The organism is Streptomyces vulcanius, from assembly GCF_042653945.1.
Lineage (GTDB): Bacteria > Actinomycetota > Actinomycetes > Streptomycetales > Streptomycetaceae > Streptomyces > Streptomyces mangrovi.
Genome location: NZ_JBHSFK010000005.1, coordinates 58,392 through 84,727 on the forward strand (window position 1 = coordinate 58,392; position 26,336 = coordinate 84,727).

General features: G+C 70.1%; 23 protein-coding genes and 1 pseudogene. 12 read left to right on the plus strand and 12 right to left on the minus strand.

Features of this window, described 5'->3' with window-relative positions; genetic code table 11:
* Window positions 1–33: 33 nt before the first annotated feature.
* Window positions 34–621, plus strand: a pseudogene (locus ACFPIH_RS09215) (Uma2 family endonuclease).
* Between the two features lie 11 nt (window positions 622–632).
* Window positions 633–1,076: an SMI1/KNR4 family protein gene (locus ACFPIH_RS09220; RefSeq protein WP_381165648.1), complete on the plus strand. Its 444-nt coding sequence runs from the start codon at window positions 633–635 to the stop codon at window positions 1,074–1,076.
* Window positions 1,077–1,094: 18 nt separating this feature from the next.
* Here ACFPIH_RS09220 and ACFPIH_RS09225 read toward each other — a convergent pair whose 3' ends face one another.
* The 6 genes from ACFPIH_RS09225 to ACFPIH_RS09250 form a co-directional block, all read right to left on the minus strand.
* On the minus strand, window positions 1,095–1,694 hold the full coding sequence (locus ACFPIH_RS09225; protein ID WP_381165646.1) for a Uma2 family endonuclease: 600 nt from the start codon (window positions 1,692–1,694) through the stop codon (window positions 1,095–1,097).
* A 157-nt stretch (window positions 1,695–1,851) separates the two neighbouring features.
* Window positions 1,852–2,613 (minus strand): succinate dehydrogenase iron-sulfur subunit, encoded by a 762-nt coding sequence (locus ACFPIH_RS09230; protein ID WP_381165644.1) that lies wholly within the window; start codon window positions 2,611–2,613, stop codon window positions 1,852–1,854.
* The gene (gene sdhA, locus ACFPIH_RS09235; RefSeq protein WP_381165642.1) at window positions 2,613–4,367 is read right to left on the minus strand and encodes a succinate dehydrogenase flavoprotein subunit; all 1,755 of its coding nucleotides are present in this window, start codon (window positions 4,365–4,367) and stop codon (window positions 2,613–2,615) included. Before sdhA ends, ACFPIH_RS09230 begins: the two co-directional genes overlap by 1 nt.
* 30 nt (window positions 4,368–4,397) lie before the next feature.
* Window positions 4,398–4,880, minus strand: coding sequence for a succinate dehydrogenase hydrophobic membrane anchor subunit (locus ACFPIH_RS09240; RefSeq protein ID WP_381165640.1), 483 nt, complete (start codon window positions 4,878–4,880; stop codon window positions 4,398–4,400).
* Window positions 4,881–4,885: 5 nt separating this feature from the next.
* Entirely contained in the window at window positions 4,886–5,266 is a 381-nt protein-coding gene (gene sdhC, locus ACFPIH_RS09245) for a succinate dehydrogenase, cytochrome b556 subunit (protein ID WP_381165638.1), read from the minus strand.
* 249 nt (window positions 5,267–5,515) lie between these two features.
* Window positions 5,516–6,052, minus strand: coding sequence for a 2-oxo-4-hydroxy-4-carboxy-5-ureidoimidazoline decarboxylase (locus ACFPIH_RS09250; RefSeq protein ID WP_381165810.1), 537 nt, complete (start codon window positions 6,050–6,052; stop codon window positions 5,516–5,518).
* Between the two features lie 278 nt (window positions 6,053–6,330).
* Here ACFPIH_RS09250 and ACFPIH_RS09255 point away from each other — a divergent pair, with 278 nt between their 5' ends.
* The 5 genes from ACFPIH_RS09255 (at window position 6,331) to ACFPIH_RS09275 (ending at window position 11,699) form a co-directional block, all read left to right on the plus strand.
* A complete protein-coding gene (locus ACFPIH_RS09255; protein WP_381165636.1) occupies window positions 6,331–7,965 on the plus strand; it encodes a beta-N-acetylhexosaminidase in 1,635 nt (544 codons plus the stop codon).
* A gap of 123 nt (window positions 7,966–8,088) precedes the next feature.
* Window positions 8,089–8,643: a hypothetical protein gene (locus ACFPIH_RS09260; protein WP_381165634.1), complete on the plus strand. Its 555-nt coding sequence runs from the start codon at window positions 8,089–8,091 to the stop codon at window positions 8,641–8,643.
* A 54-nt stretch (window positions 8,644–8,697) separates the two neighbouring features.
* Entirely contained in the window at window positions 8,698–9,300 is a 603-nt protein-coding gene (locus tag ACFPIH_RS09265) for a DinB family protein (RefSeq protein WP_381165632.1), read from the plus strand.
* Window positions 9,301–9,618: 318 nt separating this feature from the next.
* Entirely contained in the window at window positions 9,619–10,278 is a 660-nt protein-coding gene (locus ACFPIH_RS09270; RefSeq protein ID WP_381165630.1) for an RNA polymerase sigma factor, read from the plus strand.
* A complete protein-coding gene (locus ACFPIH_RS09275; RefSeq protein ID WP_381165628.1) occupies window positions 10,278–11,699 on the plus strand; it encodes a hypothetical protein in 1,422 nt (473 codons plus the stop codon). The genes ACFPIH_RS09270 and ACFPIH_RS09275 overlap by 1 nt, the downstream gene beginning before the upstream one ends.
* 269 nt (window positions 11,700–11,968) lie before the next feature.
* Here ACFPIH_RS09275 and ACFPIH_RS09280 read toward each other — a convergent pair whose 3' ends face one another.
* Window positions 11,969–12,835, minus strand: coding sequence for a L,D-transpeptidase family protein (locus ACFPIH_RS09280; protein WP_381165626.1), 867 nt, complete (start codon window positions 12,833–12,835; stop codon window positions 11,969–11,971).
* Between the two features lie 64 nt (window positions 12,836–12,899).
* Here ACFPIH_RS09280 and ACFPIH_RS09285 point away from each other — a divergent pair, with 64 nt between their 5' ends.
* A complete protein-coding gene (locus tag ACFPIH_RS09285) occupies window positions 12,900–14,480 on the plus strand; it encodes an acyl-CoA mutase large subunit family protein (protein ID WP_381165808.1) in 1,581 nt (526 codons plus the stop codon).
* Window positions 14,481–14,523: 43 nt separating this feature from the next.
* On the opposite strand, the gene ACFPIH_RS09290 is transcribed toward ACFPIH_RS09285, so the two are convergent.
* Entirely contained in the window at window positions 14,524–15,861 is a 1,338-nt protein-coding gene (locus ACFPIH_RS09290) for an FAD-dependent monooxygenase (RefSeq protein WP_381165624.1), read from the minus strand.
* Window positions 15,862–15,931: 70 nt separating this feature from the next.
* On the opposite strand from ACFPIH_RS09290, the gene ACFPIH_RS09295 reads away from it, so the two are divergent.
* Window positions 15,932–16,582 carry a TetR/AcrR family transcriptional regulator C-terminal domain-containing protein gene (locus tag ACFPIH_RS09295; protein WP_381165622.1) on the plus strand — a complete coding sequence of 217 codons (651 nt, stop codon included), beginning with the start codon at window positions 15,932–15,934 and terminating at the stop codon, window positions 16,580–16,582.
* 26 nt (window positions 16,583–16,608) lie between these two features.
* Here ACFPIH_RS09295 and ACFPIH_RS09300 read toward each other — a convergent pair whose 3' ends face one another.
* Entirely contained in the window at window positions 16,609–17,739 is a 1,131-nt protein-coding gene (locus tag ACFPIH_RS09300; RefSeq protein ID WP_381165620.1) for an acyltransferase family protein, read from the minus strand.
* A 200-nt stretch (window positions 17,740–17,939) separates the two neighbouring features.
* Here ACFPIH_RS09300 and ACFPIH_RS09305 point away from each other — a divergent pair, with 200 nt between their 5' ends.
* The 3 genes from ACFPIH_RS09305 to ACFPIH_RS09315 are packed head-to-tail and all read left to right on the plus strand — an operon-like array spanning window position 17,940 to window position 23,447.
* Window positions 17,940–19,436, plus strand: coding sequence for a glycosyltransferase family 29 protein (locus tag ACFPIH_RS09305; protein WP_381165618.1), 1,497 nt, complete (start codon window positions 17,940–17,942; stop codon window positions 19,434–19,436).
* Window positions 19,433–21,766, plus strand: a complete 2,334-nt coding sequence (locus ACFPIH_RS09310; protein ID WP_381165616.1) for a glycosyltransferase — start codon at window positions 19,433–19,435, stop codon at window positions 21,764–21,766. The genes ACFPIH_RS09305 and ACFPIH_RS09310 overlap by 4 nt, the downstream gene beginning before the upstream one ends.
* Before the next feature lie 4 nt (window positions 21,767–21,770).
* Window positions 21,771–23,447 carry a hypothetical protein gene (locus tag ACFPIH_RS09315; protein ID WP_381165614.1) on the plus strand — a complete coding sequence of 559 codons (1,677 nt, stop codon included), beginning with the start codon at window positions 21,771–21,773 and terminating at the stop codon, window positions 23,445–23,447.
* 66 nt (window positions 23,448–23,513) lie between these two features.
* Here ACFPIH_RS09315 and ACFPIH_RS09320 read toward each other — a convergent pair whose 3' ends face one another.
* The 3 genes from ACFPIH_RS09320 to ACFPIH_RS09330 are packed head-to-tail and all read right to left on the minus strand — an operon-like array spanning window position 23,514 to window position 26,192.
* Window positions 23,514–24,776, minus strand: coding sequence for an NAD(P)/FAD-dependent oxidoreductase (locus ACFPIH_RS09320; protein WP_381165612.1), 1,263 nt, complete (start codon window positions 24,774–24,776; stop codon window positions 23,514–23,516).
* Entirely contained in the window at window positions 24,773–25,186 is a 414-nt protein-coding gene (locus tag ACFPIH_RS09325; protein WP_381165610.1) for a GtrA family protein, read from the minus strand. Before ACFPIH_RS09325 ends, ACFPIH_RS09320 begins: the two co-directional genes overlap by 4 nt.
* A complete protein-coding gene (locus ACFPIH_RS09330) occupies window positions 25,179–26,192 on the minus strand; it encodes a glycosyltransferase family 2 protein (RefSeq protein ID WP_381165608.1) in 1,014 nt (337 codons plus the stop codon). The genes ACFPIH_RS09325 and ACFPIH_RS09330 overlap by 8 nt, the downstream gene beginning before the upstream one ends.
* Window positions 26,193–26,336: the final 144 nt, after the last annotated feature.

Here is a 26,336-nt window from a genome sequence, read left to right on the forward strand (position 1 = left end):
GGTGCGCCGAATCGACGGGTGAGACTCCCTCCCATGGGAGCACCGACGAGCGCCGCATCCGATGACCGGCCGGACGACGAGCCCGCGTACCGCTGGCCGACTCCGCCCGCCGGAGGCTGGACCGCGGACGACCTCGACCGGATTCCGGGCCTCCCGCCGCACACGGAGTTGATCGACGGGAGCCTGGTCCCAAGGAGCCCGCAGACGCGGCTCTTGGAGTAGGCGCCTGAACACCTGGATGTCCTGCGGGAGACGACGATCTGGCTGGATGCCGAGAACCGGCCTCAGCCGGATATCATCGTCTTCCCTCTTGAGGCGAACACAGGTCCCCATCAGACCTGGTACGAACCCGAAGACGTCCTCCTCGCCGTCGAGGTCGTCTCCGCCGACTCGCGTGAGCGGGACCGCGAGGTCAAACCCCGTAAGTACACGGCAGCAGGCGTGCCGCACTTCTGGCGGGTCGAGTTACCCGGTCGTCTACGTCTACGTCTACGAGCTCGACCCGCCACGAATTCCTACGGCCTCACCGGCATCTTCCACGACCGCCTCAAGGTCCCCGTACCTTTCGACATCGAGATCGATCTGACAGCCATCAATGGACGCGGGACCGGGGCCTCGTGAAGGATGAGCGCATGTGGATCGAGCTCATCTCCTCGCTGTCGGCGGACGTGGACCTCAAGGGCGGACCCGGCTGCGAGGAGGAAATGCGGGTCGCGGAAGTGGTGTTGGGGCATCCGCTGCCTGCCGTGCTGAAGGACTTCTGGAGTGTGACGGACGGCGCTCGTGACAAGTACGGGGCCGGCATCGTGTGTTCGGTGGGTGAGGTCGTCGACCGGAATCTGGAGTTCCGGAGTTCGGCCGAGTTCCGGGGGCTCTATATGCCGTTCGATCCGCTGTTGTTCTTCGGGGAGAGCGGCGGCGGTGACCTGTTCGCCTTTGTCGTCAAGCCCGGGCGGCCGGACGTTTTCGTCTGGGACCACGAGAGCGACAGCCGGCGCTGGGTGGCCAACAACCTGGAGGACTACCTCCGGCGCCGCCTCGGCGGCGGTGACCCGGAGTGGTACGCCGCGTGGTGACGGCTCAGTCGCTTGTCTTCAGCCGGCCCGGCCGAGGATCTCCGTGACGTCGAGCTTCACCTGGGCCCCGATGGAGTCGGGCAGGGTGACCAACTCGCCTGGGGAGTGCACGCGGTGCGTGGCGTACTCGTCCTGCGTGGGGTTGGTGAGGACGTGAAGTCGCTGGTGTTTGCGGTCGACGATCACGTAGACCGGGACGTCGGCGTTGGCGTAGGCGGTGACCTTGGTGTGCAGATCCGTCTTCCAGTTGCTGGAGGTCACCTCCAGGACCAGGCGGAAAGCGACGGCGTCGTAGCAGTTGCGCTCGATGTGGTGGTCGTAGATGTCGGCGTCGACTACGCAGAGGTCGGGAGTGGCGAAGTCCTCGGGACCGTCGGGGAGCCAGATGCTGACGTTCTGGAGGACAGCCGTCTCGCCACCGTGGAGCCCCGCCATGGCGAAGGGGAGCAGAAGATCGGTCAAGGCCCAGGCATGGGCAGCGTCCGGGGACGGGGTCACGAGGATCTGGCCTCCGATGATCTCGACGCGATACCCCGGATGGCGTTCCATGATCTCTTCGGCCAGGGCCGTCAGCGAGATGTCGTCGTGCGGCTGCTGCTCGACGGCTGCTGCGGACATCGGTGCCTCCTGTGGGTGGTGCCGAGAGCATCATCGTAGGCCGGACACCACCCCGGCGTCCTTCTTGATCACGTTCGCCCGATCGTGGCGCGACGCGCCCGAGGGCCCCGCCTCCAGTGGAGACGGGGCCCTCGTGGACGTACCGAAGCCGACGGAGTCAGAAGCGGCGCGTGATCAGTGCCTTCTTCACCTCGGCGATCGCCTTGGTGACCTCGATGCCGCGCGGGCAGGCGTCCGTGCAGTTGAACGTGGTGCGGCAGCGCCAGACGCCGTCGCGGTCGTTCAGGATCTCGAGGCGCTGCTCGCCCGCTTCGTCACGGCTGTCGAAGATGAAGCGGTGCGCGTTGACGATGGCCGCCGGGCCGAAGTACTGGCCGTCGTTCCAGAAGACCGGGCAGGAGGACGTGCAGGCCGCGCAGAGGATGCACTTCGTGGTGTCGTCGAAGCGCTCGCGGTCCTCGGCCGTCTGGAGGCGTTCCCGCGTCGGCTCGTTCGTGTCCTTCGTGATGAGGAAGGGCATCACGTCGCGGTACGCCTGGAAGAACGGGTCCATGTCGACGACCAGGTCCTTCAGGACCGTCAGGCCCTTTATGGGCTCGACCGTGATCGGCTTCTCGGGGTTGAGGTCCTTGATCAGCGTCTTGCAGGCGAGGCGGTTCTTGCCGTTGATCCGCATCGCGTCCGAGCCGCAGATGCCGTGGGCGCAGGAGCGACGGAACGTCAGGGTGCCGTCGACATCCCACTTGATCTTGTGGAGGCCGTCGAGGACGCGCTCCTTGGGGTCGATCTCCAGCTGGAAGTCTTCCCACGTCGCCTCGGCCGAGACCTCCGGGTTGAAGCGGCGGACCCGGAAGGTGACCGTGATGTAGGGGGAAGCCGCGGACTCCGCCTCGACCTTGTCCAGAACAGGGGTTGCCATCAGTACTTACGCTCCATCGGCTGGTAGCGGGTCTGGACGACCGGCTTGTAGTCGAGACGAATGGACTCCGTCCCGTCGGCGCCGACCTCGCGGTACGCCATGGTGTGGCGCATGAAGTTGACGTCGTCGCGGTTGGGGTAGTCCTCGCGGTAGTGACCGCCGCGGGACTCCTTGCGGGCGAGCGCGGAGACCGCCATGACCTCGGCCAGGTCGAGCAGGTTGCCCAGCTCGACGGCCTCCAGGAGGTCGGTGTTGAAACGCCGGCCCTTGTCCTGGATCGAGACGTTCCGGTAGCGCTCGCGCAGCTCGGCGATCTTCTCCACGGCCGTCTTGATCGTCTGCTCGGTGCGGAACACCATGACGTTCGCGTCCATGGTCTCCTGCAGCTCACGGCGCAGGACGGAGACGCGCTCCGTGCCCGTCGAGGTGCGCAGGTGCTCGATCTGGGAGACGACCAGCTCCGCCGGGTTCTCCGGAAGCTCGACGTACTCCGCCTTCTGGCTGTACTCGGCGGCGGCGATGCCCGCGCGGCGGCCGAAGACGTTGATGTCCAGGAGGCTGTTCGTGCCGAGGCGGTTCGCGCCGTGGACGGACACACAGGCGACCTCACCGGCCGCGTACAGGCCGGGGACGACCGTCGTGTTGTCGATCAGCACCTCACCCTCGACGTTCGTCGGGATGCCGCCCATCGCGTAGTGCGCGGTGGGCTGGATCGGGATCGGGTCCGTGTACGGCTCGATGCCCAGGTAGGTGCGCGCGAACTCCGTGATGTCCGGGAGCTTGGCGTCCAGCTGCTCCGGCGGGAGGTGCGTGAGGTCCAGGTAGACGTGGTCGCCCTCGGGGCCGCAGCCCCGGCCCTCGCGGATCTCCGTGTAGATGGAGCGGGACACCACGTCCCGGGACGCGAGGTCCTTCATGACCGGCGCGTACTTCTCCATGAAGCGCTCGCCGTCCTTGTTGCGGAGGATGCCGCCCTCACCGCGGGCGCCCTCCGTCAGCAGGATGCCCATGCGCCAGATGCCGGTCGGGTGGAACTGGAAGAACTCCATGTCCTCCAGGGGCAGCCCGCGGCGGTAGACCGCCGCCTGGCCGTCGCCGGTCAGCGTGTGCGCGTTCGACGTCACCTTGAAGAACTTGCCGCAGCCACCGGACGCGTAGATCACGGCCTTCGCCTGGAAGACGTGCAGCTCGCCGGTCGCCAGTTCGTAGGCGACCACGCCCGCCGACCGCTTGACGCCGTCGACCTCGGTGATCAGCTGGTCGAGGACGTAGAACTCGTTGAAGAACTCCACGCCCTCCTTCACACAGTTCTGGTACAGCGTCTGGAGGATCATGTGACCGGTGCGGTCGGCCGCGTAGCAGGAGCGGCGGACCGGGGCCTCGCCGTGGTTGCGGCTGTGACCGCCGAAGCGGCGCTGGTCGATGGTGCCGTTCGGGGTCCGGTTGAACGGCAGGCCCATCTTCTCCAGGTCGAGGACGGAGTCGATGGCCTCCTTCGCCAGGATCTCGGCGGCGTCCTGGTCGACCAGGTAGTCACCGCCCTTGATCGTGTCGAAGGTGTGCCACTCCCAGTTGTCCTCCTCCACGTTGGCCAGCGCGGCGGCCATGCCGCCCTGCGCGGCGCCCGTGTGGGAGCGGGTCGGGTAGAGCTTGGTGAGCACGGCGGTGCGGCTGCGCTTCGTCGACTCGATGGCGGCGCGCATGCCGGCACCACCCGCGCCGACGATGACGGTGTCGTACTTGTGGATCTTCATCAGAATTCCTCAGTCCCTCAGTCCCGTGGCCTAGCGGATGTTCGGGTCGAAGGTGAAGATCACCAGCGTGCCCAGCAGGATGGTGAACACCGTGGCGGTGTAGAGCAGGCCCTTCAGCCACAGCCGGGTGTTCGCGCGCTCCGCGTAGTCGTTGATGACCGTCCGCAGCCCGTTGGCTCCGTGCAGCATCGCGAGCCACAGCATCAGGAGATCCCAGACCTGCCAGAACGGCGACGCCCAGCGGCCCGCCACGAAGGCGAAGCCGATCTTCGACACGCCGCCGTCCAGCACCAGCTGGATCAGCAGGTGGCCGATGACCAGGACGACCAGGACGACACCGGACAGCCGCATGAACAGCCACGCGGCCATCTCGAAGTTGCCGCGGGTCGAGCGCGGGGTCTTCCTGGTGCGCTGGCGCGGGGCCTCGATGAGGGGCGCGGGGTTGTCGACGTCGTAGAGGGGCGGGCCCTCTACGGGGCCGATCCCGGACGCGGTGGTTTCAGTGGTGGCCATCGGTGTCAGCTCCCGAACACTTCACGAGCGGCGTGGCCGAGGACGGGGTAGATCGCCCCGAGCATCAGCACGACCCAGATGCCTACGACGCTCCAGAGCATCTGCTTCTGGTAGCGCGGGCCCTTCGACCAGAAGTCGACGGCGATGACCCGCAGGCCGTTGAGCGCGTGGAAGAGGATGGCGGCGACGAGGCCGTACTCCAACACGGCCACGATCGGCGTCTTGTACGTGGCTACGACCTTGTCGTAGTCCTCGGGGGAGACACGCACGAGAGCGGTGTCCAGGACGTGGACGAACAGGAAGAAGAAGATGAGGACGCCGGTGACTCGATGAGCCACCCATGACCACATTCCTTCCCGGCCGCGGTACAGCGTTCCAGCCGGCACGGAAGAACCCTCCGGGAGCGGGGATTGGGGCCTGCCGGCTTGTGCTGTCGGACGGGCCCGGCCGGGTACGGTCCTCCGGCCCCCAGCATCGTAGCGACGTGTGCCTGTGGCGCTTACGCCGGGACTACCGGTGTGATCAAACTGGCACGCGTATGGGTGAGCGGTGCGGCATCTGGGTGGGGTTGTGCTGTTATCTGCCGTCTGCGGGTGCGTCGTGGCTGGTCGCGCCCCGCGGCGGAGCCGCACATGTCACAGCCCCGCGCCCCTGAGGAAGTGGCCCAGACGTTGCCTTGCGAGGCGGCGGAGTTCGTCCGCTGTGACAACCCGCTCCTCCTCCGGATCGTTTGTCAATCGTGACCGGATGCCTTCCAGGACGTGGTCCAGGACCTCGTGCCGGGGGATGCCGTCCAGGCAGATGACGAACGCGTGTCCGAATCGGGCCTCGTAGGCCGCGTGGGCCGCGTCCAGGGCCAGGTGGGCGGCTTCGTATGTGTCCGCCGGGAGTGCGGGCAGGGACTCCGCCGCCAGCGCCTCCGCCAGATCCGCCGCCGTCAGGTCGTACGCCGCCTCGTCCGATGCGGCCAGGAGGGCCTCGGGCGTCGGGTACGGGCGGTGGTCCGCGACCCTGCGGGCCCAGCGCAGGCTGTGCAGGCAGGCGAGGAGGGTGCGGTGGGCCTCTTCGGTGGGCGCGGTGTTGAAGGCGTCCAGGAGAGGGGCCGACGGGGTCCGGGTCTGCGCCGGTATGGGAAGGCGGCCGGTGAGCTGGGGGAGATGGTGCGCAGACAGCGTGGATCCTCGCGTCGCGTGTGGTGTGACAGGGGATGCGGTGAAGGGTGTGGCGTCACGTTATCGGGAGTGGTCATGACGTGTCCGACGCTTGCCCGAATTTCACTCGAACGGGAGAGTTTCGGAACCGGTTGTGGACTCCTTGGGGTTCCGCGCACCCCTCCGCGCCCCTCACTCACTCTTTCGGCGCGCTTCGATCGCGCAGGAGCCGTACGGTTGGCTGAGTGAGTAGGCACAGGCACAGGCGGCGGGCGCCGCAGAGGGAGACGCGGCAGCGGGTGGCGCTGCGTGCGGTGACAGCAGGTGCGCTGGTCGTCGCGCTCGGGGTCGGCGTGGGGGTGTGGGCCTCCGCGGACGGCGAGAGCGCGCCCGCGGGATCGGCGGCGGCGCAGCCGACCGAACAGGGCGCCTCGGCCGGCGGCGACGCGGCCACGCCCCCCAAGCCTTCCGCCGCCTCCACCCCCAGCCCCAGTCCGACCCGCACCTACCCCCTCTCCACCGCCCCCCGCACCATCCCCGCCGTCAGCTCCCACACCGCCGCGCGGGGGCCGGGGTGGCGGCCCGCCGCCGGGCACCGGGTGGTCGTGAACGACCCGGGCCTCGCCGACGAGGGCCGGCTGATCGCGGGCGAGCTGGGCATGGCGTACGCGGGGCAGAAGGGCGACGCGAAGGCCGGGGACCTGCGGCTGGCGGTCAACCGCGGCTCGGGCGCGAACCCGGAGTCGTACACCATGACCGTGCGCGGCGGGGGCGTCACGATCAGTGGCCCCTCGGACACCGGCGTGTTCTACGGGACCCGCACGCTCAAGCAGGAGGTGCACCAGGGCCGCACCGCCCCCGAGGGCGTCGTGAAGGACGCGCCGGCCAAGCCGCAGCGCGGGTTCTCGCTGGACATCGCCCGCAAGTACTTCAGCCCGGGCTGGATCGAGGACCGGGTACGGGAGCTGGGCGACCTGAAGTACAACGAGATCGGGCTGCACTTCTCCGACGACCAGGCGTTCCGGATCGAGTCCGACACCCACCCGGAGATCGTGTCCGCGCAGCACCTCACCAAGGCGCAGGTGAAGAGGATCGTCGACCTGGCGGCCTCGCGGCACATCACCGTCGTGCCCGAGATCGACTCGCCGGGGCACCTCGGGGCCGTCCTCGCCGCCCACCCCGAACTGCAGCTGCGCAACGTGAACGGGGTGGCCACGCGCGGGGCGATCGACATCTCGAAGACCGCCTCCGCCCAGCTTCTCGACGACCTGCTCAACGAGTACGCCGGCCTGTTCCCGGGCGCGCAGTGGCATCTCGGCGGCGACGAGTACCAGGCCCTGACCGTGTCCAGCCCGGCTGCCTCCTATCCGCAGCTCGCCACCGCCGCCCAGCAGCGGTACGGCTCCGGCGCGGGCGTCGCCGACCTCGCGACCGGCTGGCTCAACGACCGCGCCGACACCGTCCGCGCCCACGACCGGACCATGCGGGTATGGAACGACGGCTTCTTCCGCGGTACGACCGTGAAGCCGGCCTCGGACCTCGTGGTGGCCTACTGGACCGGCAAGGAGATCGGGGCGCGGGCCCCGACGGAGTATCTGAGCACCGGACGCAAGCTGCTCAACTACAACGACGAGTACCTGTACTACGTCCTCGGCGAGCCGAACGCCTTCGTCTACCCCACCGGACAGCGGATCTACGAGCAGTGGACCCCGCGCGTGGTGCGCGGTACGACCCCGGTGCCGGCGAGGTACGACGCCCAGATCCTCGGCGGGACCTTCTCGGTCTGGAGCGACCTGGCCGACTCCCAGACCCAGGACCAGGTCGCCGCGGGGATCCGGATGCCGCTGACGGCGACCGCGCAGAAGCTGTGGGACGCGCGGACGCCGTCCCTGTCCTGGGCGCAGTTCCGGACACTGGCCGGGCAACTGCGCTGAGCCCGCGCCCGTTCACCCGCCCCCCTTGGCCGAAAATTCACGGTGTGACAGTCTGGCTCCGTCGCCCGCAGTAAGGGCAAGTGCGGGCTCCGTGAGGTAGGTGCCCTGGCGAGGGAGACGTGGATGAGCCTGGTGGAACTGATCGCTCAGGCCGACGAACGCGGACTGGCCGCCAGTGGGTTGGCTTGTTTGGATCGCTGTGTGCCGCTGCTCGGCGGCGACGACGAGGTCCTGCGCCCGCTGTGGGCGAGCCTCGCCGAGACCGGCTCCGGCGGCTGGGGCACGGCACTGGAACAGGCGCGCGGCAAGCTGGAGCCGGGGCCGGTGGAGGAGGGCAGCGAGGGCGCGCTGCTCGTCCGGCGGATGCTGGACGGCGCCCCGGCCGAGACGTCCGCCGCCGGGCTGCGGGAGTGGGCCCACGCCTGCTCCGTCGCATCGCTGCGGATCCACCAACTGCTCGACGCCGCCGAGGACGACACACCGGTCGACGCCCGCCGCCAGGGCCGTACGGAGGGCATGCCGCCCCTCGCCGCCGCCGAACTGCGCCGCCAGGCCACCGTTCTGGAACTCCTCGCCGCCCACGGCCCGTCCGGTCTGCGCCGCGCCCTGGACGTCTGCACGGAGGGGCGCCGGGTGCTCCGGGCGGTCGTCTCGCGCAGAGCGCGCGGAAGGGCCTGACGGCCGGGCCGATGGCCGGGCCCGTTGTCAGTGGTGGGTGCGACAGTGGGCGGCATGAGTGAAGAGAAGGCGAAGGCGGATCTGCTGCGGTACCTCCAGGACGCCCGTGAGTCCCTGCTGTGGAAGCTCGACGGGCTGTCGGAGTACGACATACGGCGCCCTCTGACGCCCACCGGCACCAACCTGCTGGGGCTGGTCAAGCACTGCGCCGGGGTGGAACTGGGCTACTTCGGCGACACGTTCGGACGGCCGTTGTTCACCGCCGAGGAGCCGGCGCCTGCGTGGTACGGGGCGGACGCAGAGCCCAACGCCGACATGTGGGCCACCGCGGACGAGTCGCGGGAGGACATCGTCGGGCTGTACCGCAGAGCCTGGGAGCACTCGAACCGCACCTTCGAGGCGCTGCCGCTCGACGCGGTCGGTCATGTCCCCTGGTGGCCGGAGGAGCGGCGCGAGACGACCCTGCACCACCTCCTCGTGCGCGTGATCGCCGACGCCGCCCGGCACGCCGGCCACGCCGACATCCTGCGGGAGGGCCTCGACGGGGCGGTCGGGTGGGTGCCGGGCAACGAATCCCTGGCGGAGGGGGGCCAGGAGTGGTGGGAGGAGTACCGGGACCGGCTGGAGCGCACGGCGCGGGAGGCGGCGAAGGCCTGACCGGCGTGGATCGCCGAGACAACGGCCGGGGCCGCCACCCCCCACAGGAGAGGCCCCGGCCGTCGCATGGCACGGGTCGCGCGGCGGCCCGTACTCCCTTCAGCGCCGTGAACGCGTTTTCTGTCACACCCTCATACAGTCCTCCGCCGTACCTTCACGCGGTCACGAGTCAGTTGCATGTTCTGCGAGCGTGGACGTACGGCGGTTTCAGGTCGTAACGTGCCTTTCGCGCCGGACGGCCAAGCGGCAGACCACCGCACCGACCTGCGGTCCAGAACTTGTCTGGCACCGCGCATCATCGACCGAGGAAACCACGACGTGGGGGACGACGCGGAGCTGACAGCCGCGGTGCTCGCGGCACAGGACGGAGACGAGACCGCGTTCCGGACTGTGTACCGCACAGTGCACCCGCGGCTGCTCGGTTACGTCCGCACACTCGTCGGCGATCTCGACGCCGAGGACGTGACGTCCGAGGCCTGGCTGCAGATCGCCCGGGACCTGGAGCGGTTCACCGGCGACGCGGACCGCTTCCGCGGCTGGGCCGCCCGTATCGCCCGCAACCGCGCGCTGGACCACATCCGTATGCGCGGCCGGCGCCCGGTGATAGGCGGCGACGAGACGGAGCTGACCGGCCACGCCGCCGACTCCGACACGGCAGGCGAGGCCATCGAGGCGCTGGCCACCGGCCGCACCCTCGACCTCATCGCCCGGCTGCCCCAGGACCAGGCCGAGGCCGTCGTCCTGCGGGTGGTGATGGGCCTGGACGCCAAGACCGCCGCCGAGACCCTCGGCAAACGGCCCGGTGCGGTGCGCACGGCGGCGCACCGCGGTCTGAAGAAGCTCGCCGAGCTGCTCGGAGACGACCCCGAGGCGGCCGGAGTGCTCGATGCCCTGCCGCCCCAGCGAGATCCGCGTTCGCACGCGGTAACGTCCACCACTGTGACGCATGCGTGCCCGAGGACGCAGAAGGACATGTGATGGCCGACAAGCAGAACAGGTGGCTCGACCGCGAGACGACGGAGAGACTGCTGCGCGGCGAGTCACCGGACAACGCTGTCGCCCCCGACGTCCGTGACCAGGCCGAACGCCTTGTTCGAACGCTCTCAGCCCTGTCCGGCCTGTCCGGCCTGTCCGGCCTGTCCGCCCCCGGGGGGACACCGCCTTCCGACGCCACCGGTGAACTCGCCGGAGAGCTCGCCGGGGAACTTCCGGGCGAGGCCGCGGCGCTGACCGCGTTCCGGGAGGCGCGCGCGGAGCGCGACGCACGGGCCGTGCGGGAAGCGTGGGCGACGGATGCGTCGGTTCCCCAGGTGCCGCGCGTGGTGCGCACGGCGGGGGGCGCGATTCCGGAGGCACGGGTCGCGCCCGAGGGGCAGCGGGTCGCCCGTGAGGAGAAGATCACCGCGGAGGCGGTCGCCGCGCTGGGGCGCCCCGGCGGCTCCGTCAGCCCCGGCGGCTCCAGCACTCAGGGAGGCTCAGGTGCCGTCGGTGAGGTCGCCGCGTTGGCCGCGTTTCGGCAGGCCCGTGCCGTCGGTGGGGCGGAGGCCGGTGCTGTCCGGGTCGCACACACCGCCGACGCCGGGCTGGTCCGGATCGGCGGCCGAGGGAGCGAGAGCGACCTCGACGACGAGGCGACGACCGGCCGGGACCTAGGACGCCGGCCCCGCCGGAGTCGCCCCCTGCGGCTCGGCCTGGCCGCCGCGCTCGCCATCGGCATGGTCGGCGGAGTCGCGGCCGCGGCCGGTACCGGGCTGCTGAAGGGCCCGTTCGGCGGGACCGAACCGGGATCAAGGTCCTCCGTCTCGGCCGCCGCGAGCGAGCGCCCGCCGGCCTCACCCGCGCCGGACGCCTCGGGCGGCACCCCGGACACCGTGATGCCCGACGGCGGTGCCGAGGAGACCGACGGCGCGGACCGCGGCGCGACCGGTGATCCGAAGGGCGACGACTCCGCCGCCGACCCGGGCGCCGGCCGTACCTGGCCGAACGGCGTGACCTCGTCCTGCCGCGACCTGCGGGACGGCCGGCAGCTGGACTCCGGGCCCCGCCGCACCCTGGAGGGCCTGGCGGGCGGACCGTCGCACGTGCCGGCGTACTGCGCGGACGTCCTCGGCGGCACCTCCGGCAAGTCTCCCGACACGGGCGGCGACCGGGACGGCGACGGCAAGGGCGGCGAGGACGGCAAAGGCGGCACCGGGAAATCGGGGCGGGGCGGCCAGGACGACCATGGGTCCACCTCGGGCGGCCAGAACGACGTCTCGGTCGGCACAGGCCCCAGCCGTGTCGGTGAATCCGGCAAGTCCCGCAAATCCGGCAGATCGGGGAAGTCGGGGAAGTCGGGGAAGGGCGGGAGCGGTGGTGGTCGTGGAGGCCACGGCTCCGGCTCGGGCGGTCACCGGTAGACATCGGTAGCCGCCGGCGGACGCCGGCGGACACTGGCGGACATCGATATATCGCGGCTGACCTGCGGTTTTGTTGGCTCGCGGAAAATAGTTCGCGGTGGGTGTGACGTTTTCGGGGCGAGGGGCGCAGTAGAGAGTGAGCCGACTGGTCATCGGCCCTTGCACTGAGCCGGGGGTTCCCCCCGTACCTACGGCTCGTGCGCTCGGCGCGGGCGGGACACGTTCCCCCGGTCCCGCTCGCGCCTCAAACTCCCCTCCGGCAACGGAACTCACCAGGACACGACGACCTTGTCGCCGTTGCGGACCTGCGCGAAGAGTGCCGAGATCGCCGTCTCGTCCCGTACGTTCACACAGCCGTGCGAGGCGCCGACGTAACCGCGGGCCGCGAAGTCGGCCGAGTAGTGCACCGCCTGCCCGCCGCTGAAGAACATCGCGTACGGCATCGGCGTGTGGAACAGCGTGGACACATGGTCGCGGGACTTCCAGAAGACGTGGAAGACGCCCTCCCGGGTGGGTGTGTACTGCGAGCCGAACCGGACCGACATCGTCGACACGGTCCGTCCGTCGATCATCCAGCGCAGGGTGCGGCTCGTCTTGTCGATGCACAGCACCCGTCCGGTCAGACACCGCGGGTCGGGCGCGGCGGCTGGCTGACCACCCATCAGATACAGCTCCCACTGCCCCGGTTCGTGGGTCATCCCCACCAGCCGCTGCCAGGTGACCGTGTCCGTCCGCCCGGTCGGCGGCAGCCCGCGTTTGTCCTGGAACCCCTTCACCGCCTTCTCGGTCTGCTCGCCGTACGTGCCCGTCGGCCCCTCGAAGAGCCAGGCGAGCTGCCGCAGCCGGGCCTGGAGTTCGCGCACCTCCCGCCCGGAGTCGCCGCGGGACCACAGCACGGCGGGGGCGGGCGTGGGTGTGGGGGTCGCGCTCGGTCTGTCGTCCCGGACGGTGTGCCTCGGGACCGGTGCCGGTGTCGCTGCCGGCCCCGACGCCGGCGCCGTACGCGTCACGTCGATGTGGACGGGCGGGCGGGCCCTGCCGTCGTCGTCCGGGCCGGGGGTCTGCACGGTACAGCCGCACACCGTCACCAGGGCCGCCGTGCCGGCCAGGGCGATCATCGATCTCCGCATCCGCATGCCTCAGATGGTGCCCCCGGATGACGCCGGGGGAACGGAGCGGCATGGTGGATCCATGGCACGTATGCGGCGCGAGTCGGAGTCAGGACTGCCCGTGGAGCCGGTGTACGGCCCGCGGGCCCTGGCTGGCTGGGACCCGGCGGAGCGGCTGGGCGAGCCGGGCGCGTACCCCTTCACCAGGGGAGTCCACCCGACCATGTACACCGGACGGCCCTGGACGATGCGCCAGTACGCCGGTTTCGGCACGGCGGCCGAGTCCAACGCCCGCTACCGGCAGCTGATCGCGCACGGCACGGCCGGCCTGTCCGTGGCCTTCGACCTCCCCACCCAGATGGGCCACGACTCCGACGCGCCGATCGCCCACGGCGAGGTCGGCAAGGTGGGTGTCGCGATCGACTCGGTGGACGACATGCGGGTGCTGCTCGCCGGGATCCCGCTGGACCGGGTGTCGACGTCGATGACGATCAACGCCCCGGCGGCGCTGCTGCTCCTCCTCTACCAACTGGTGGCCGAGGAGGAGGGGGTGAGCGCGTCCCTGCTCACGGGGACGATCCAGAACGACATCCTGAAGGAGTACATCGCGCGCGGGACGTACATCTTCCCGCCGAAGCCCTCCCTCCGGCTGACCGCCGACATCTTCCGGTACTGCCGGGCCGAGATCCCGCGCTGGAACACGATCTCGGTCTCCGGCTACCACATGGCGGAGGCGGGTGCCTCGCCCGTGCAGGAGATCGCGTTCACGCTCGCGGACGGCGTCGAGTACGTGCGTACGGCGGTCGCGGCCGGCATGGACGTCGACGACTTCGCGCCCCGCGTGTCCTTCTTCTTCGTCGCCCGTACGACGCTCCTGGAGGAGGTCGCCAAGTTCCGTGCCGCCCGCCGGATCTGGGCGCGGGTGATGCGGGAGGAGTTCGGGGCGCGCGACCCGAAGTCGATGATGCTGCGGTTCCACACCCAGACGGCGGGCGTGCAGCTGACGGCCCAGCAGCCGGAGGTGAATCTGGTGCGGGTGGCGGTGCAGGGGCTGGCGGCGGTGCTGGGCGGCACCCAGTCCCTGCACACCAACTCCTTCGACGAGGCGATCGCGCTGCCGACGGAACGGAGCGCGCGGCTGGCGTTGCGCACGCAACAGGTCCTTGCCCATGAGACGGACGTGACCGCGACGGTGGACCCCTTCGCGGGCTCCTACGCGGTCGAGCGGATGACGGACGACGTGGAGGCGGCGGCGGTCGAGCTGATGCGGAGGGTCGGGGAACTGGGTGGGGCCGTCGCGGCGATCGAACAGGGTTTCCAGAAGGGCGAGATAGAGCGGAACGCGTACCGGATCGCGCAGGAGACGGATGCGGGTGAGCGGGTCGTCGTGGGCGTCAACCGGTTCCGTCTCGACGAGGAGGAGCCGTATGAGCCGCTGCGCGTGGATCCTGGGATCGAGGTCGGCCAGACGGAACGGCTCGCGCGGTTGCGGGCGGAGCGGGACGGGACCGCGGTGGACTCCGCCCTCGGGGCCCTGGAGGAGGCGGCGGAGGGGGAGGGGAACGTTCTGTATCCGATGAGGGACGCGCTGCGGGCTCGGGCGACGGTGGGGGAGGTGTGCGGGGTCCTTCGGGAGGTTTGGGGAGAGTATGTGCCGCCGGATGTGTTCTGAGTGCGGGTGCGTTGTGGTTGCTCGCGCAGTTCCCCGCGCCCCTTCAGGTACCTATGCGCACCCGGTACTCCTCCATCCCCCTCTCCGTCTCGCCCGCCCAGCCCACGTATCCGTCCGGGCGGACCAGGAACACGCCCTCCTCCAGGCTCAGTACCGCCCAGTCCGGGCCCCGGAGGCGGTCGAAGAGGCGTACGCCGTTCACCGTCAGGTCGGGCACGCGGTCGCCCGCGCGTACCGCACCCGGGGTCGGCCTGGTCTCCTCCGTCAGTGACGAGTCCCGGTAGTTCAGGCCCAGCTGGCGGGTTCCCGCGCCGCGCCGCGCCTCCTGGTGGTGGATCGCGGTCGACAGGCCGAGGACGTGCGCGGCCACCGGGCGGCGTTCCTCCTCGTAGGTGTCCAGGAGCGATTCCGGTGCCCGGCCGCCGAGCACCGCCCCCAGCTTCCAGCCCAGGTTGTACGCGTCCTGGACGCTGGTGTTGAGGCCCTGGCCGCCGGCGGGGGAGTGGACGTGGGCCGCGTCCCCGGCGAGGAAGATCCGGCCCTCGCGGAAGCGGTCGGCCAGGGCCGCGCGGGGGCGGAAGTTCGAGGACCAGCGGACCTCGGTCAGGTCCTCGGGCGCGAGGTGGGTGCGTTCGGCCAGCACCTCGCGGATGCCGGCGAGGGAGAGGTCGATCTCCGTGCCCTCGGGGAACTGCGCCACCAGCTGGAAGTCCTCCGTGCCGGCGAGCGGGCAGATCGCCATGAAGCCCTTGCCCTCCCCGGCCGGCGGGAAGACGTGCCACCAGACGCGGTCGAGGCCGGTGATCCGTACGTCCGCCACCAGGAGCGGGTCCGGGTCGACCGTCTCGCCCTTCATCCCGATGCCCAGCGCCCGGCGCACCGCCGAGCGTCCCCCGTCGGCGGCCACGGCGTACCGCGCGCGCACGGGCTCGCCGGAGGCGAAGCGCGCCGTCACGCCCTGCGGGTCCTGGTCGAGCCGTACGACCTCCCGGCCGAAGGCGACCTCCCCGCCCAGTTCCTCCAGCCGCGCCCGCAGGATCTCCTGGTTGCGCCACTGCGGGACCATCCAGGGGCCGGTGAAGCGTGAGCCCTCCTCGCCGTCCTCCGCGGGGTCGAACATCCGGTGCTCGCCCGCCTGCCTGCCGTCCTGCCAGACCATGCCCACCGGGTACGGGCCGCCGACGGCGAGGATCCGGTCCAGGACGCCGAGATCCTCGTAGACCTCCATCGTGCGCGGCTGGAGGCCCTTGCCGCGGGAGCCGGGGGTGAGGGTCCCGCCCCGTTCCACCACCAGCGCGGCCACCCCGCGCCGGGCCAGGTCGACACCGAGGGTGAGGCCGGTCGGGCCGGCGCCCACGATCAGTACGTCGGTGTGTCGCATCACCATCTCCTTAACGCTGTTAAGTGCTGTTGGCCACGAGCGTGCCCTTAACGGCGTTAAGCTGTCAAGCGTGACCACGGAACGACGAGCCCCCCTCGACCGCAAGCGCGTCGCGGACACCGCCCTCGCCCTGCTGAACGAGACGGGCCTGGACGGGCTGACCCTGCGCGCCATCGCCAGGGAGCTCGATGTGAAAGCGCCCGCCCTGTACTGGCACTTCAAGGACAAGCAGGCGCTGCTGGACGAGATGGCGACCGAGATGTACCGGCGGATGGTCGCCGGGACGGCGCTCGATCCGGCGGACACCTGGCAGGAGCGGCTGCGCAAGGCGAACCTGGGGCTGCGCGCGGCGCTGCTCGCCTACCGTGACGGCGCGAGGGTGTTCAGCGGCTCACGGTTCACCGGTACCGACCACGCCCACCAGATGGAGGACACCCTGCGGCTGCTCACCGGCGCCGGGTTCGGCCTCGGGCAGGCCGTGCGCGCGGCGTCGACCGCGTACTCGTACACCATCGGGTACGTCATCGAGGAGCAGGGCGTGCAGCCGCTGCCGGACGAGCGGCGCGCGGGCTACGACATCGACGAACGCGCGCGGTTGCTCGCCGAGTTCCCGCTGTCCGCGCGGGCCGGCGCGGAGATCTTCACCGACTACGGCGACCATTTCGAGCAGGGGCTGGAGATCGTCATCGCGGGGATCGCCGCAACATACGGGGTTTTCTGAAAATCGCTCTTCAGTTCACCGGGAGTTCACTGGCGCGGTGCTGCCAGCGCCTTCCGCAGTTTCGGCGTCAGCCGTTCCTCCACGACCTTGTTCATCACCCAGGCCAGCGTCAGCATCGACGCGATCGTGAGGAGGAAGGTGGCGTAGGAGGGGACGCCGAGGTGCCGGTGCAGGGTCTGCACGACCACCCAGCCCAGGTGCTCGTGCACCAGGTAGAAGGGGTACGTCAGCGCGCCCGCCACGGTCAGCCAGCGCCAGTTCACCCGGTCCAGCCAGCCCAGCGCGATGGCCCCGACGGCGATGAATCCGAAGGCCACGACGGCGATGATGCCCCAGGACGTGCGGTGGGCGAAGGCGTTCGGGTCGGCCGCGTTCCACAGGCTGCGGACCGCGTAGTGCTGGCCGATCAGGAAGCTCACGCCGACGATGCCCCAGGCGTAGGGGTCGCGGCGGTCGCGGTGCACGAGGTAGAGGCCGACGCCGCCGATGAAGAACGGGGCGTACTCCGGCATGAACACGATGTCGAGCAGCGGCTGGTGCGCGCCCTGGGTGATCGCTGCCGCCAGGATCCAGCCCACGCAGAACAGGACCACCCGGCGCCGGTTCGCGCCCGGCAGGACCACGAACAGCGCGAACAGGGCGTAGAAGCGGACCTCCGCCCACAGTGTCCAGTCGACGCCGAGCACCCGGTGGACGCCCAGCGGCTGCTGAAGCAGGGTCAGGTTCACCAGGATGTCGCTGGGTGAGACCGCGTCGTAGACCACGACGGGGAGTGCGAAGACCGCCGAGACCAGCAGCACCGCCACCCAGTACGCGGGCATGAGGCGGGCGGTGCGCGAGGCGAAGAAGGAGCGCAGCGAACGGCCCCAGCCGCTCATGCAGATGACGAATCCGCTGATCACGAAGAAGACCTGGACGCCGAGGCAGCCGTAGGCGAACGGGGTGTGCAGGGTGGGGAAGACGTCCGCCGCCGAGGTGCCCCAGGCGCGGGTGATGTCGCCGCCCCGGCCGCCGTAGTGGTAGCAGGCCACCATCAGCGCCGCGATCAGCCGCAGGCCGTCCAGGGCGCGGAGCCGGCCGCCGCCGGAGCGGGCCGGCTGCCTGGGGGGAGTGACAACAGGGGTCTCCTGTGTCGTGTTCACGACCGTCTGCGTCACGCCTATGGTCCTCTTTGATGAAAAGCCGATGCCGTCTGTGCGGAGCCTATGCCCTCACCCCCTAAACCTCTGTTCGACGACATCAGCATTCGCTCGTAGGTAGCGGTGGGTTCACCTGGACGTCGCTTTTCTTTCTTATGGTCTTCCAACCTCACCAGGTTTTGATACGTCAATACGCTTTTCATACGCCCAGGAGAACCATGACGAGGGTCCGCAGCAGATGGTCACGCTCCCGGCCGGAGGGGCCCTCGTCGGCACCGCCGTCCGCGCAGCCCGCCCCGGTCGAGCTGGACGACTGCCTGCGGGCCTGCTCGGTGCACAGCGGCAAGCTCGTCGGCAGTCTCGACACCAAGCGGATCGCCCTCGCCGAGGCGCTGCGCCAGCTCCTCGCCGTGTGGGCCACCCAGGACCAGCAGGCCGCTCCGGTCACGGCCGGCAGCCTGCTCCGCCGCACCACCAAGGCGGCGACCGGCACCGGCGGCAGCATCAGCAACGAGGTGCTCGACGCCCTTCTCAACGTCGGCAACAAGGCGGTCGTCTGCGGCTACGACGACGAGCTGAACCTGACCCTGCTCATCACCGACACCATCCTCGGCCAGCGCCGCAACTCCCGCGCCGGCTGGCGGCTGCGCGGCCGGCTCCTGGAGGCCATGGGCCTGCCGGTCGCCGCCGCCGAGGCCTACGAGCGCTACCTCGAGCTGACCAAGGAGGACGGCTTCGGCGTCCGCGCCCGGGTCGACGGCATCCACGCCGCGACCAAGGCCCGCGGCGAGATGCTCGCCCTCCTGGAGCGCACGGTCCCCGACTCCGCCCGCTACACCGACGAACCCGCCACCGACGTGTGGGCCGAGGGCCTCGCCGCGCACGCCGTCGGCGACACCGCCGGCGCCCAGGCCCGGCTGGTCGGCGCGCTGCTGGCGATGGACCGCCAGGCCACCCCGGAGCAGGAGCTCCAGGAAGCCGTCTCGCACTACCTCGACCTGGCCACCGACGGACAGTCCCGGCCCAGCGCCGAACTGACCCAGGCCCTCGCCCTGTACGCCGACAGCCGCCGCAACCGTATGCGCGGCCCGGTGCCCGACCCGCTGTTCGGCGGCGTGCAGTGGCTCAGCCTCGGCGAGTTCCGCAACCGGATCGCCGGCAAGTCGGTCTGCCTCATCGCCAACTCCGGCAAGGTCGGCGAGAGCGGCATGGGCTCCCGGATCGACGGCTACGACCTGGTCGTCCGCTTCAACTCGTACCGCATCGACCCGGTGCACACGGGCAAGAAGACCGACATCCACGTCACCATCCACAAGCACGCCTACAACTGGGACCAGCCGGTCGACATCCGGCTCGTCTTCAGCGGCAACTCGCCCGACTGGAAGTACTCCGTCCGCAACAAGCTCGTCCCGGGCGCGCAGACCTACATCAACGACGAGTCGCTGCGCTGGCCGGTGCGCACCCTCGGCGGCTCGACGGTCGAGCAGCTCACGGGCATCCCGACCTCCGGCTTCAACATGCTGTGGCTGCTCGACTACCTCGACGTCAGCCCCACCCTCGACCTGATCGGCTTCGACTTCTACGAGAGCGGCGCCTACCGCCTCCCCGAGGCGATGAAGCTGGCCATCACCAACGTGCACGAATACGGCAGCGAGAAGGCGTGGGTCATGGAACGGGCCCAGAGCGTCTCCGGCATGAGGATTTCCCTGCGATGACGACCACCACACCCGCGATATCCACCCCCGCGGCGCCCGCCACCGACGCGAGCGCGCTGACCGGCAAGCGCCGCATCGCCTTCGCGAGCTTCGTCGACGAGAACTACCTCCCCGGCTTCCTCGTCCTGCTGCGCTCCCTCGCGCTGTCCAACCCGGACGTCTGCGAGGACTTCCTCGTCCTCCACGACGACCTGCGGCCCGCCTCCGTCGCCGCCATCCGCGCCCTGCACCCGCGCGTGCAGTTCCGCCGGGTGAACGCCGACCACTACGACTCCTACGTCAAGGGCGACCAGGACAACTACCTGGTCCGCAAGGCGTACTTCATCCTCGACGTCTTCCGGATCCGCGACTACGACACCGTGATCACCCTGGACACCGACATGGTGGTCCTCGGCCCGGTCGACGAGCTGCTCGCGCTGCGCCACGGCCTCGCCGCCGTCCCGCAGTTCTTCTACGGCGACAAGACCCGCATGCTCAACAGCGGTCTCCTCGTCATCCAGAAGGAGTACCTGACCGACGAGTTCTGCGCGAAGGTCGACGCGATCGGCCGCAGCGGCAAGTACGAGCTGGACAAGCACGACCAGGGCATCCTCAACGCCCTCCTCGACGGCGACTTCGTCGACCTCGACCCCAAGTACAACTTCGTCAAGCGCCGTCTCTCCGGCGACCTCCCGGTTCCCGAGGACACCGCGGTCCTGCACTTCACCGGCCGCCACAAGCCCTGGCAGGGCGGCGAGGCCGGCTACGGACAGGCGCAGGAGCGCTGGGCCGAGTTCGAGATGACCGACGCCGAGCTGCACGCCGCGTTCCTGGAGGCCGGCGAGGCCCACCACGACCTGCTCGTGCACTTCGGCACCCCGCACGTCGAGCGCACCGGCGACATCGGCACCGCCCGCAAGGTCGCCCTCGCCCACATCGGCGCCGGGGACTACCAGTCCGCCGTCGAGATCCTGGAGCGCGTGCACCTGCCGGTCGACGAGGCCTGGCCGCACGAGGTGTACGGACACGCCCTGATGAGCGTCTCCCGCTACGAGGAGGCCCGCGCCCAGCTCCACCTCGCGTCCGCCGCCCCCAACCGGGCCGCCACCGCCTTCTCCCGCCTCGCCCAGATCGCCTGGGTGCACGGCGACGACGACCAGGCCCGCGACTACGCCATGTCCGGCCTCACCGTCGACCCGACCCACCGCGCCAGCCGCATCTGGCACCAGCGCACCACCGGCATCCCCGCCCAGCCCGCCGGCCGCGCCGAGGACCAGCTCGCGCACGTCGCGTTCTACATGGACCGCCAGGGCAACGCCGGCGACAAGCTGCTCCCGGAGAGCGTCCGCCTCGCCTTCGGCAAGGACACGTCGTCCCGCCGCTGGCACTCCGTGCACGCCCACCGGCTCTTCGACGAGGCCGCCCTGGAGCGCGTCAACGCCCGCAAGGGCCTGGTCATCGGCGGCGGCGGACTGTTCATCCCGGACACCATGCCCAACGGCAACAGCGCCTGGCAGTGGAACGTCCCGGACGAGCTGATGAGCCGGATCGACGTACCCGTGGCGATCTACGCCGTCGGCTTCAACGCCTTCGACGGCCAGTCCTACCGGGCCAACCGCTTCCGGGAGTCGCTGCGCCTCCTCGTCGAGCGCTCCTCGTTCTTCGGACTGCGCAACCACGGCTCCATCGAGAAGGTGCGGGCCATGCTCCCCTCGCACCTGCACGACAAGGTCCGCTTCCAGCCCTGCCCCACCACGGTCACCCGCCAGCTCGTCGAAGGCTGGCAGGACCCGGCGACCCGCGAGGACACCATCCTCCTCAACGCCGCCTACGACCGCGCGGGCCTGCGCTTCGGCCACGACTACGGCTACTTCCTCGCCCAGATGGCGAAGGCGGTCAAGGATCTCGGCGCGCTCGCCGAGGTCAAGTGCGCCGCGCACTCCCTCGACGACGAGAAGCTCGCCTTCGACCTGCGCCGCGAGCACGGCGTGTCGCTGCCCGTCATCCCGATGTACGACTTCGACAACGACGAGATCCGCGACCTGTACGCGCGCACCAAGCTGGTCATCGGCATGCGCGGCCACGCGGGCATGATCCCGTTCGGCTGCGGCACGCCCATCATCAGCCTCATCTCGCACCCGAAGATGGCGTACTTCCTGCGCGACATCGACCGCCCCGAGTGGGGTGTCTCGGTGCACGACCGCAACCTCGCCGCCCTCCTCGTGGAGCGCTCCCGCGACCTGCTCGCCGACCACGACCGCACGGTCGCGGACGTGCACGGCCGGCAGCAGGAGCTCTGGAAGACCACCGAGGCCAACGCCGCCGACCTGCGCACCATCCTGGGCGGCTGATCCCATGGCGACGACGACCGCCCCGGTCGACGCGCCGCCCGCCCCCCGCGCCCGCCGGTCACCCCTGTGGTGGCCGGTGGTCGCGGCCCCGGCCGCGGCGGTGGTGGTGTACACGGTCCTCACTCGTCGGCTGACGGGTGACCTGCAGTACGTGCTGGCCGCCCTGCGCCTGGGCGGCGAGGCCGGTTACTCCCCGTCCGAGGTCTTCACCCACCGGCCGTTCTTCTACCGGTGGTTCGTGGCCCTGCTGGACCTGCCCACCTCCGGCGGCGTGGTCGTACGGGAGACGATCATCGAAGCCGAGGGTGCGGTCCTCGTGGCAGCGGCGGCCTTCGCCCTGTACACGGCGCTGCTGCGCCGGACCACCCCCCGCGAGGCGGCGCTCACGGCGGGTGCCACCGGCCTCGTCCTCGTCCTGGCGCCGCGCACCGACTTCCTCCAGCCGGAGTGGACGGCGGTGGTGCTGACGGTCTTCGGCATCGCCGCCGCCCTCGGCGTCCGCCGCCCCTGGCCGGCCGCCCTCATCGCCGCGCTCCCGCTGGGGCTCGCGGTGATGATGAAGTACTCCACCGCCTCCACGGCCGCCTTCGGCATCCTCATCGTGTGGGCCGTCGACCGGGGCCGGGCCGTACGCGCCGCCCTGGTCGCCGTGGTGGGCGCGATCGCGCTCTTCGGACTGAGCGTCCTCGCCGGCTCGCACGAGCTCCAGTGGACCGAGGACATGCCGCAGATCAACCAGTCGGCGCTCAGCCGCACCGGTATCCGCCCGGGGTTCATCCTGCACCGCTCCTACGAGTTCCTCGCGGACCGGTCGATCCTCACCCCGGTGCTGCTGCTCCTGCCCGGCGCGCTGCTGCTCCTCCTCACCCGGGTGAAGGGCCGCGCCCGCCGCCTCGAACTCCTGGCGATCGCCCTGCTCATCGGCTTCGGCTCGCTGGCCGTGGTGGTCGTACAGGGCAACTGGTTCCCGTACCACGCCGTCCAGTTGACCGTCGTGGCCGCCGCCGTGTGGGGCCTCGCGGTGGGCGGCTCGCCGAAACCCCCGTGGTGCTTCGGCGCGGTGTCCCTGCTGTACGGGACCCTGCCCGCGCTCTACACCCACCTGCCCAAGGCGCTCCAGCGGGATGCGACGCTCTGGGTGCTCGGGCTTCTCGCCCTGTTCGCCGCGGTGGCCGACACCCGGCTGCGCGGCCGGCCCCGCCGCTCCGTCGCCCTGGTCGCGCTTGCCGGAATCGTCCTGCTGGCCGGACCCGTCTGGCCCAGCTCCCCGCACCTGGCGCAGTACGGCAAGGTGTCGCTGAACAACGCGAAGTTCCACCGGAACTCGGAGATCAAGAAGGAGGACGCCGACCGGCTGCGCGCCCAGATCCCTGCGGGCGCCAAGGTGCTCTACCTGGCCTTCGGGGACACGGTGTACTACGTGGACCACCCGGCCCAGTGCCGCTACCCGATCGCCACGTTCCTCCAGCGCACCCGCTTCATCCCGGACGTGGCCGACCTGAAGTCGTTCAAGGAGAACGCGGACTGCGTCGACCACGACCCTGCGCCCTACGCGATCCTGGACCGCGCCTGGTTCCGCCTCGCGTACGTCGACGCCGGGCTGCGGCGGCGCGTGCAGGCGACGTACGACTGCCCGCCTCTGGAACCGAAGACACCCCTGGTGGTGTGCAAGCGGAAGTGACGCAGAAGAGGGGCCCCGGTCGACCGACCGGGGCCCCTCTTCTCATGTGTGGGTCAGCTGTGTGGGTCAGCGCAGTCCGAGGGACGCCGTCACCTTCCGGGACATCTCCACCGAGTAGCTCTGCCCGCGGTCCTGCGGATAGATCTGGGCCATCGTGGCCAGCGTGACCCGGCTCATCGGGGTCTCGTGGGGCGGGATCAGCGCACGGTACTCGGGCGTCACGACCGGCTGGGCGAAGCCGGCCTTCGAGAAGTGCCAGTTCTTGACCCAGGACATGTCGAAGTCCGGGTTGATCCGCTTCAGATACGGCACGAACGCGCTCAGCAGCTCACCGGGCTCGGTGGTGAACCGCCAGTCCTCGCGCTCCACGTAGTTGCCGACGTAGAGGACGTGCCGGCCGCCGTACACGGACGGGTCGATCATCTTGGTGTGCTCGACCACCGCGAGGAACGGGAAGTCCGGCTCGTTGATGTTGAGCCAGTAGTACGGGATCACGCTGCGGTCCAGTTCGAGGACGAAGCAGGTCGCGCCCAGGTACTGGTTCCTCCACACCGAGTCCTCGGCGGGCAGCCCGGCCGCCTTGGCGAAGGCGGGCTGCGGGGTGGTGACGATCAGCCGGTCGAAGCGGTACGTCGAGCCGTCCGCGCAGGTCACGACGGGCGTGTCGCCCTCCTGCCGGATGGTGTCTGCCGCCTTGCCGAACTCGACCTTCCCGCCGCGCTCCTCGATCCCGTCCCGCAGGGCGGCGTAGACCCGCTCGAAACCGCCGTCCACATAGCCGAGTTCGAAGGTCCGGCAGTGGATACGGGCCCACAGCCACGCCATCGACACCTGCTCGGCGCGGTCGCCGAACTTGCCCGTCAGCAGCGGCTCCCAGATCGCCTCGGTGGCCTTCTTGCCGGCGTTCTTGCGCAGCCAGGCGAGGGCCGTGAGGTCGCTGTAGCGCTCGCCGTTGCGGACGGCCTTCAGCACCGCCGAGGACCCCGCGAAGCGCACCGCGTCGACCGGCGAGAACTCCGGGAAGCGCAGCATGTCGAACGGGGAGGTGAAGTCGATCAGCTTGCCGCCCCGGTAGATACCGGTCGTCGGCTTGTGGAAGCGCAGCGCGTCCCCGAGGCCCAGCTCCTCGATGAGGGCGATCATCGCCTTGTCGCTGCGGAAGATGTGGTGGTAGTAGCGCTCCAGCGGGACCCCGCCCACCTCCAGCGAGGCGGCCAGACCGCCGAGTTCGGCGGCGGCCTCCAGGATGGTCACCTGGTGCCCGGCCCGTACGGCGTCCCAGGCGGCCGTGAGGCCGGTGGCGCCGGCGCCGATGATGCCGAGGTTCACGCGAAACTCCACTTTCTGTTGAGCACGAACTGCAGTGCCAGGACCAGGGGCATCGAGCCCGCCTTGACGATGTTGGCGTTGACGCCGAGTCCGTCGGTGAAGGCGAGGAACAGCAGGTTCGTCAGCGCGATACCGGTCAGGCCGACGGCGTAGAAACGCAGGAAGCGGACGACGATCCGGTCACGGCGCTCGAAGGTGAACCGTGCGTTGAGGACGAAGTTGTTGGTGATCGCGAGCGTGGTGCTGATCACGTTGGCGAACTGCTCGTTCATCCCCGCCACGTTGTGCAGCAGCAGGAAGACGACGAGGTCGAGCGCGACCCCGCTGCCGCCGATGAGGGTGTAGCGGACCAGCTGGCGCACGGTCTGGGAGGTTTCGGGAACGTCGATCCTGGCCGTGGTCTCAGTCATCGGCCTTCGAACCGCCGATCACCTCGCGCACCAGGTACAGCGGACGCCCCTGCGTCTCGCTGTAGATGCGCCCCACATACGTGCCGATCACACCGAGGGAGAGCATCTGGACGCCGCCGAGGAACAGCACGACGACCATCAGCATCGTCCAGCCGGAGACCGTGATCTCGGGCCGGAAGAACTTCATCGCCAGCGCGTAGACGATGCCGGCCAGTGACAGCGCCAGGACGAGGAAGCCGAGCCTCGTGATCATCTTCAGCGGCACGGTGGAGAAGCTGGTGACGCCGTCGATGGCGAGCTTGGCCATCTTGCGCAGCGGGTACTTGGTCTCGCCGGCGAAGCGTTCGTCGCGGTCGAAGGACACCTCGGTCTGCCGGTAGCCCATCGAGGCGACGATGCCGCGTACGAAGCGGCTCTTCTCGCGGTACTTGCCCAGCTCGTCGGCGACCCGCCGGTCCAGGAGCCGGAAGTCCCCGGTGTCCAGCGGGATGTCCACCTCGGTGGAGGAGCGCAGCACGCGGTAGTACAGGTGCGCGGTGGTCCGCTTGAAGAAGGTGTCCTGCCGGCTGCGGCGCCGCGCGTGGACGATCTCCGCGCCCTCGCGCCAGGCGTCCACCAGTTCCAGGCTGACCCGGGGCGGGTCCTGGAGGTCGGTGTCCATCACGATCACCGCGTCGCCCCGCGCGACGTCCAGACCGGCGGTGATGGCGATCTGGTGGCCGAAGTTGCGGGCGAAGTCGACGATCCGCACCCGGTCGTCCCGCTCGGCCAGGTCCTTGAGGATGGCGAGCGAGCCGTCGGCGGAGCCGTCGTTGACGTACACCATCTCGAAATCGAGGTCCGCCCGGCCGTCGAACGCGGCGGTGAGTTCCTGGTGGAAGGCGGCGATGCCGTCCTGCTCGTTGTAGACGGGCAGGACGTACGAGATCAGCGGCCGACGCTCCGCGGCCTGCTCGGCGAGTGCGAGCGGCGCGGATGCGGGCGGGCGTATGTCCTGCTGTGTCATCTCGACCCGCCCGCCAACCTGAACGGGACCATGGAGAACGCTATTTGCAGCATTCAGGGAAGCTATGGAGCCATGGTTAACCCCAGACAAACTCGATGCGTCCGGGAGGGAGCGGCCCCATTGCTCTTCATCTTTTCAGGTTTA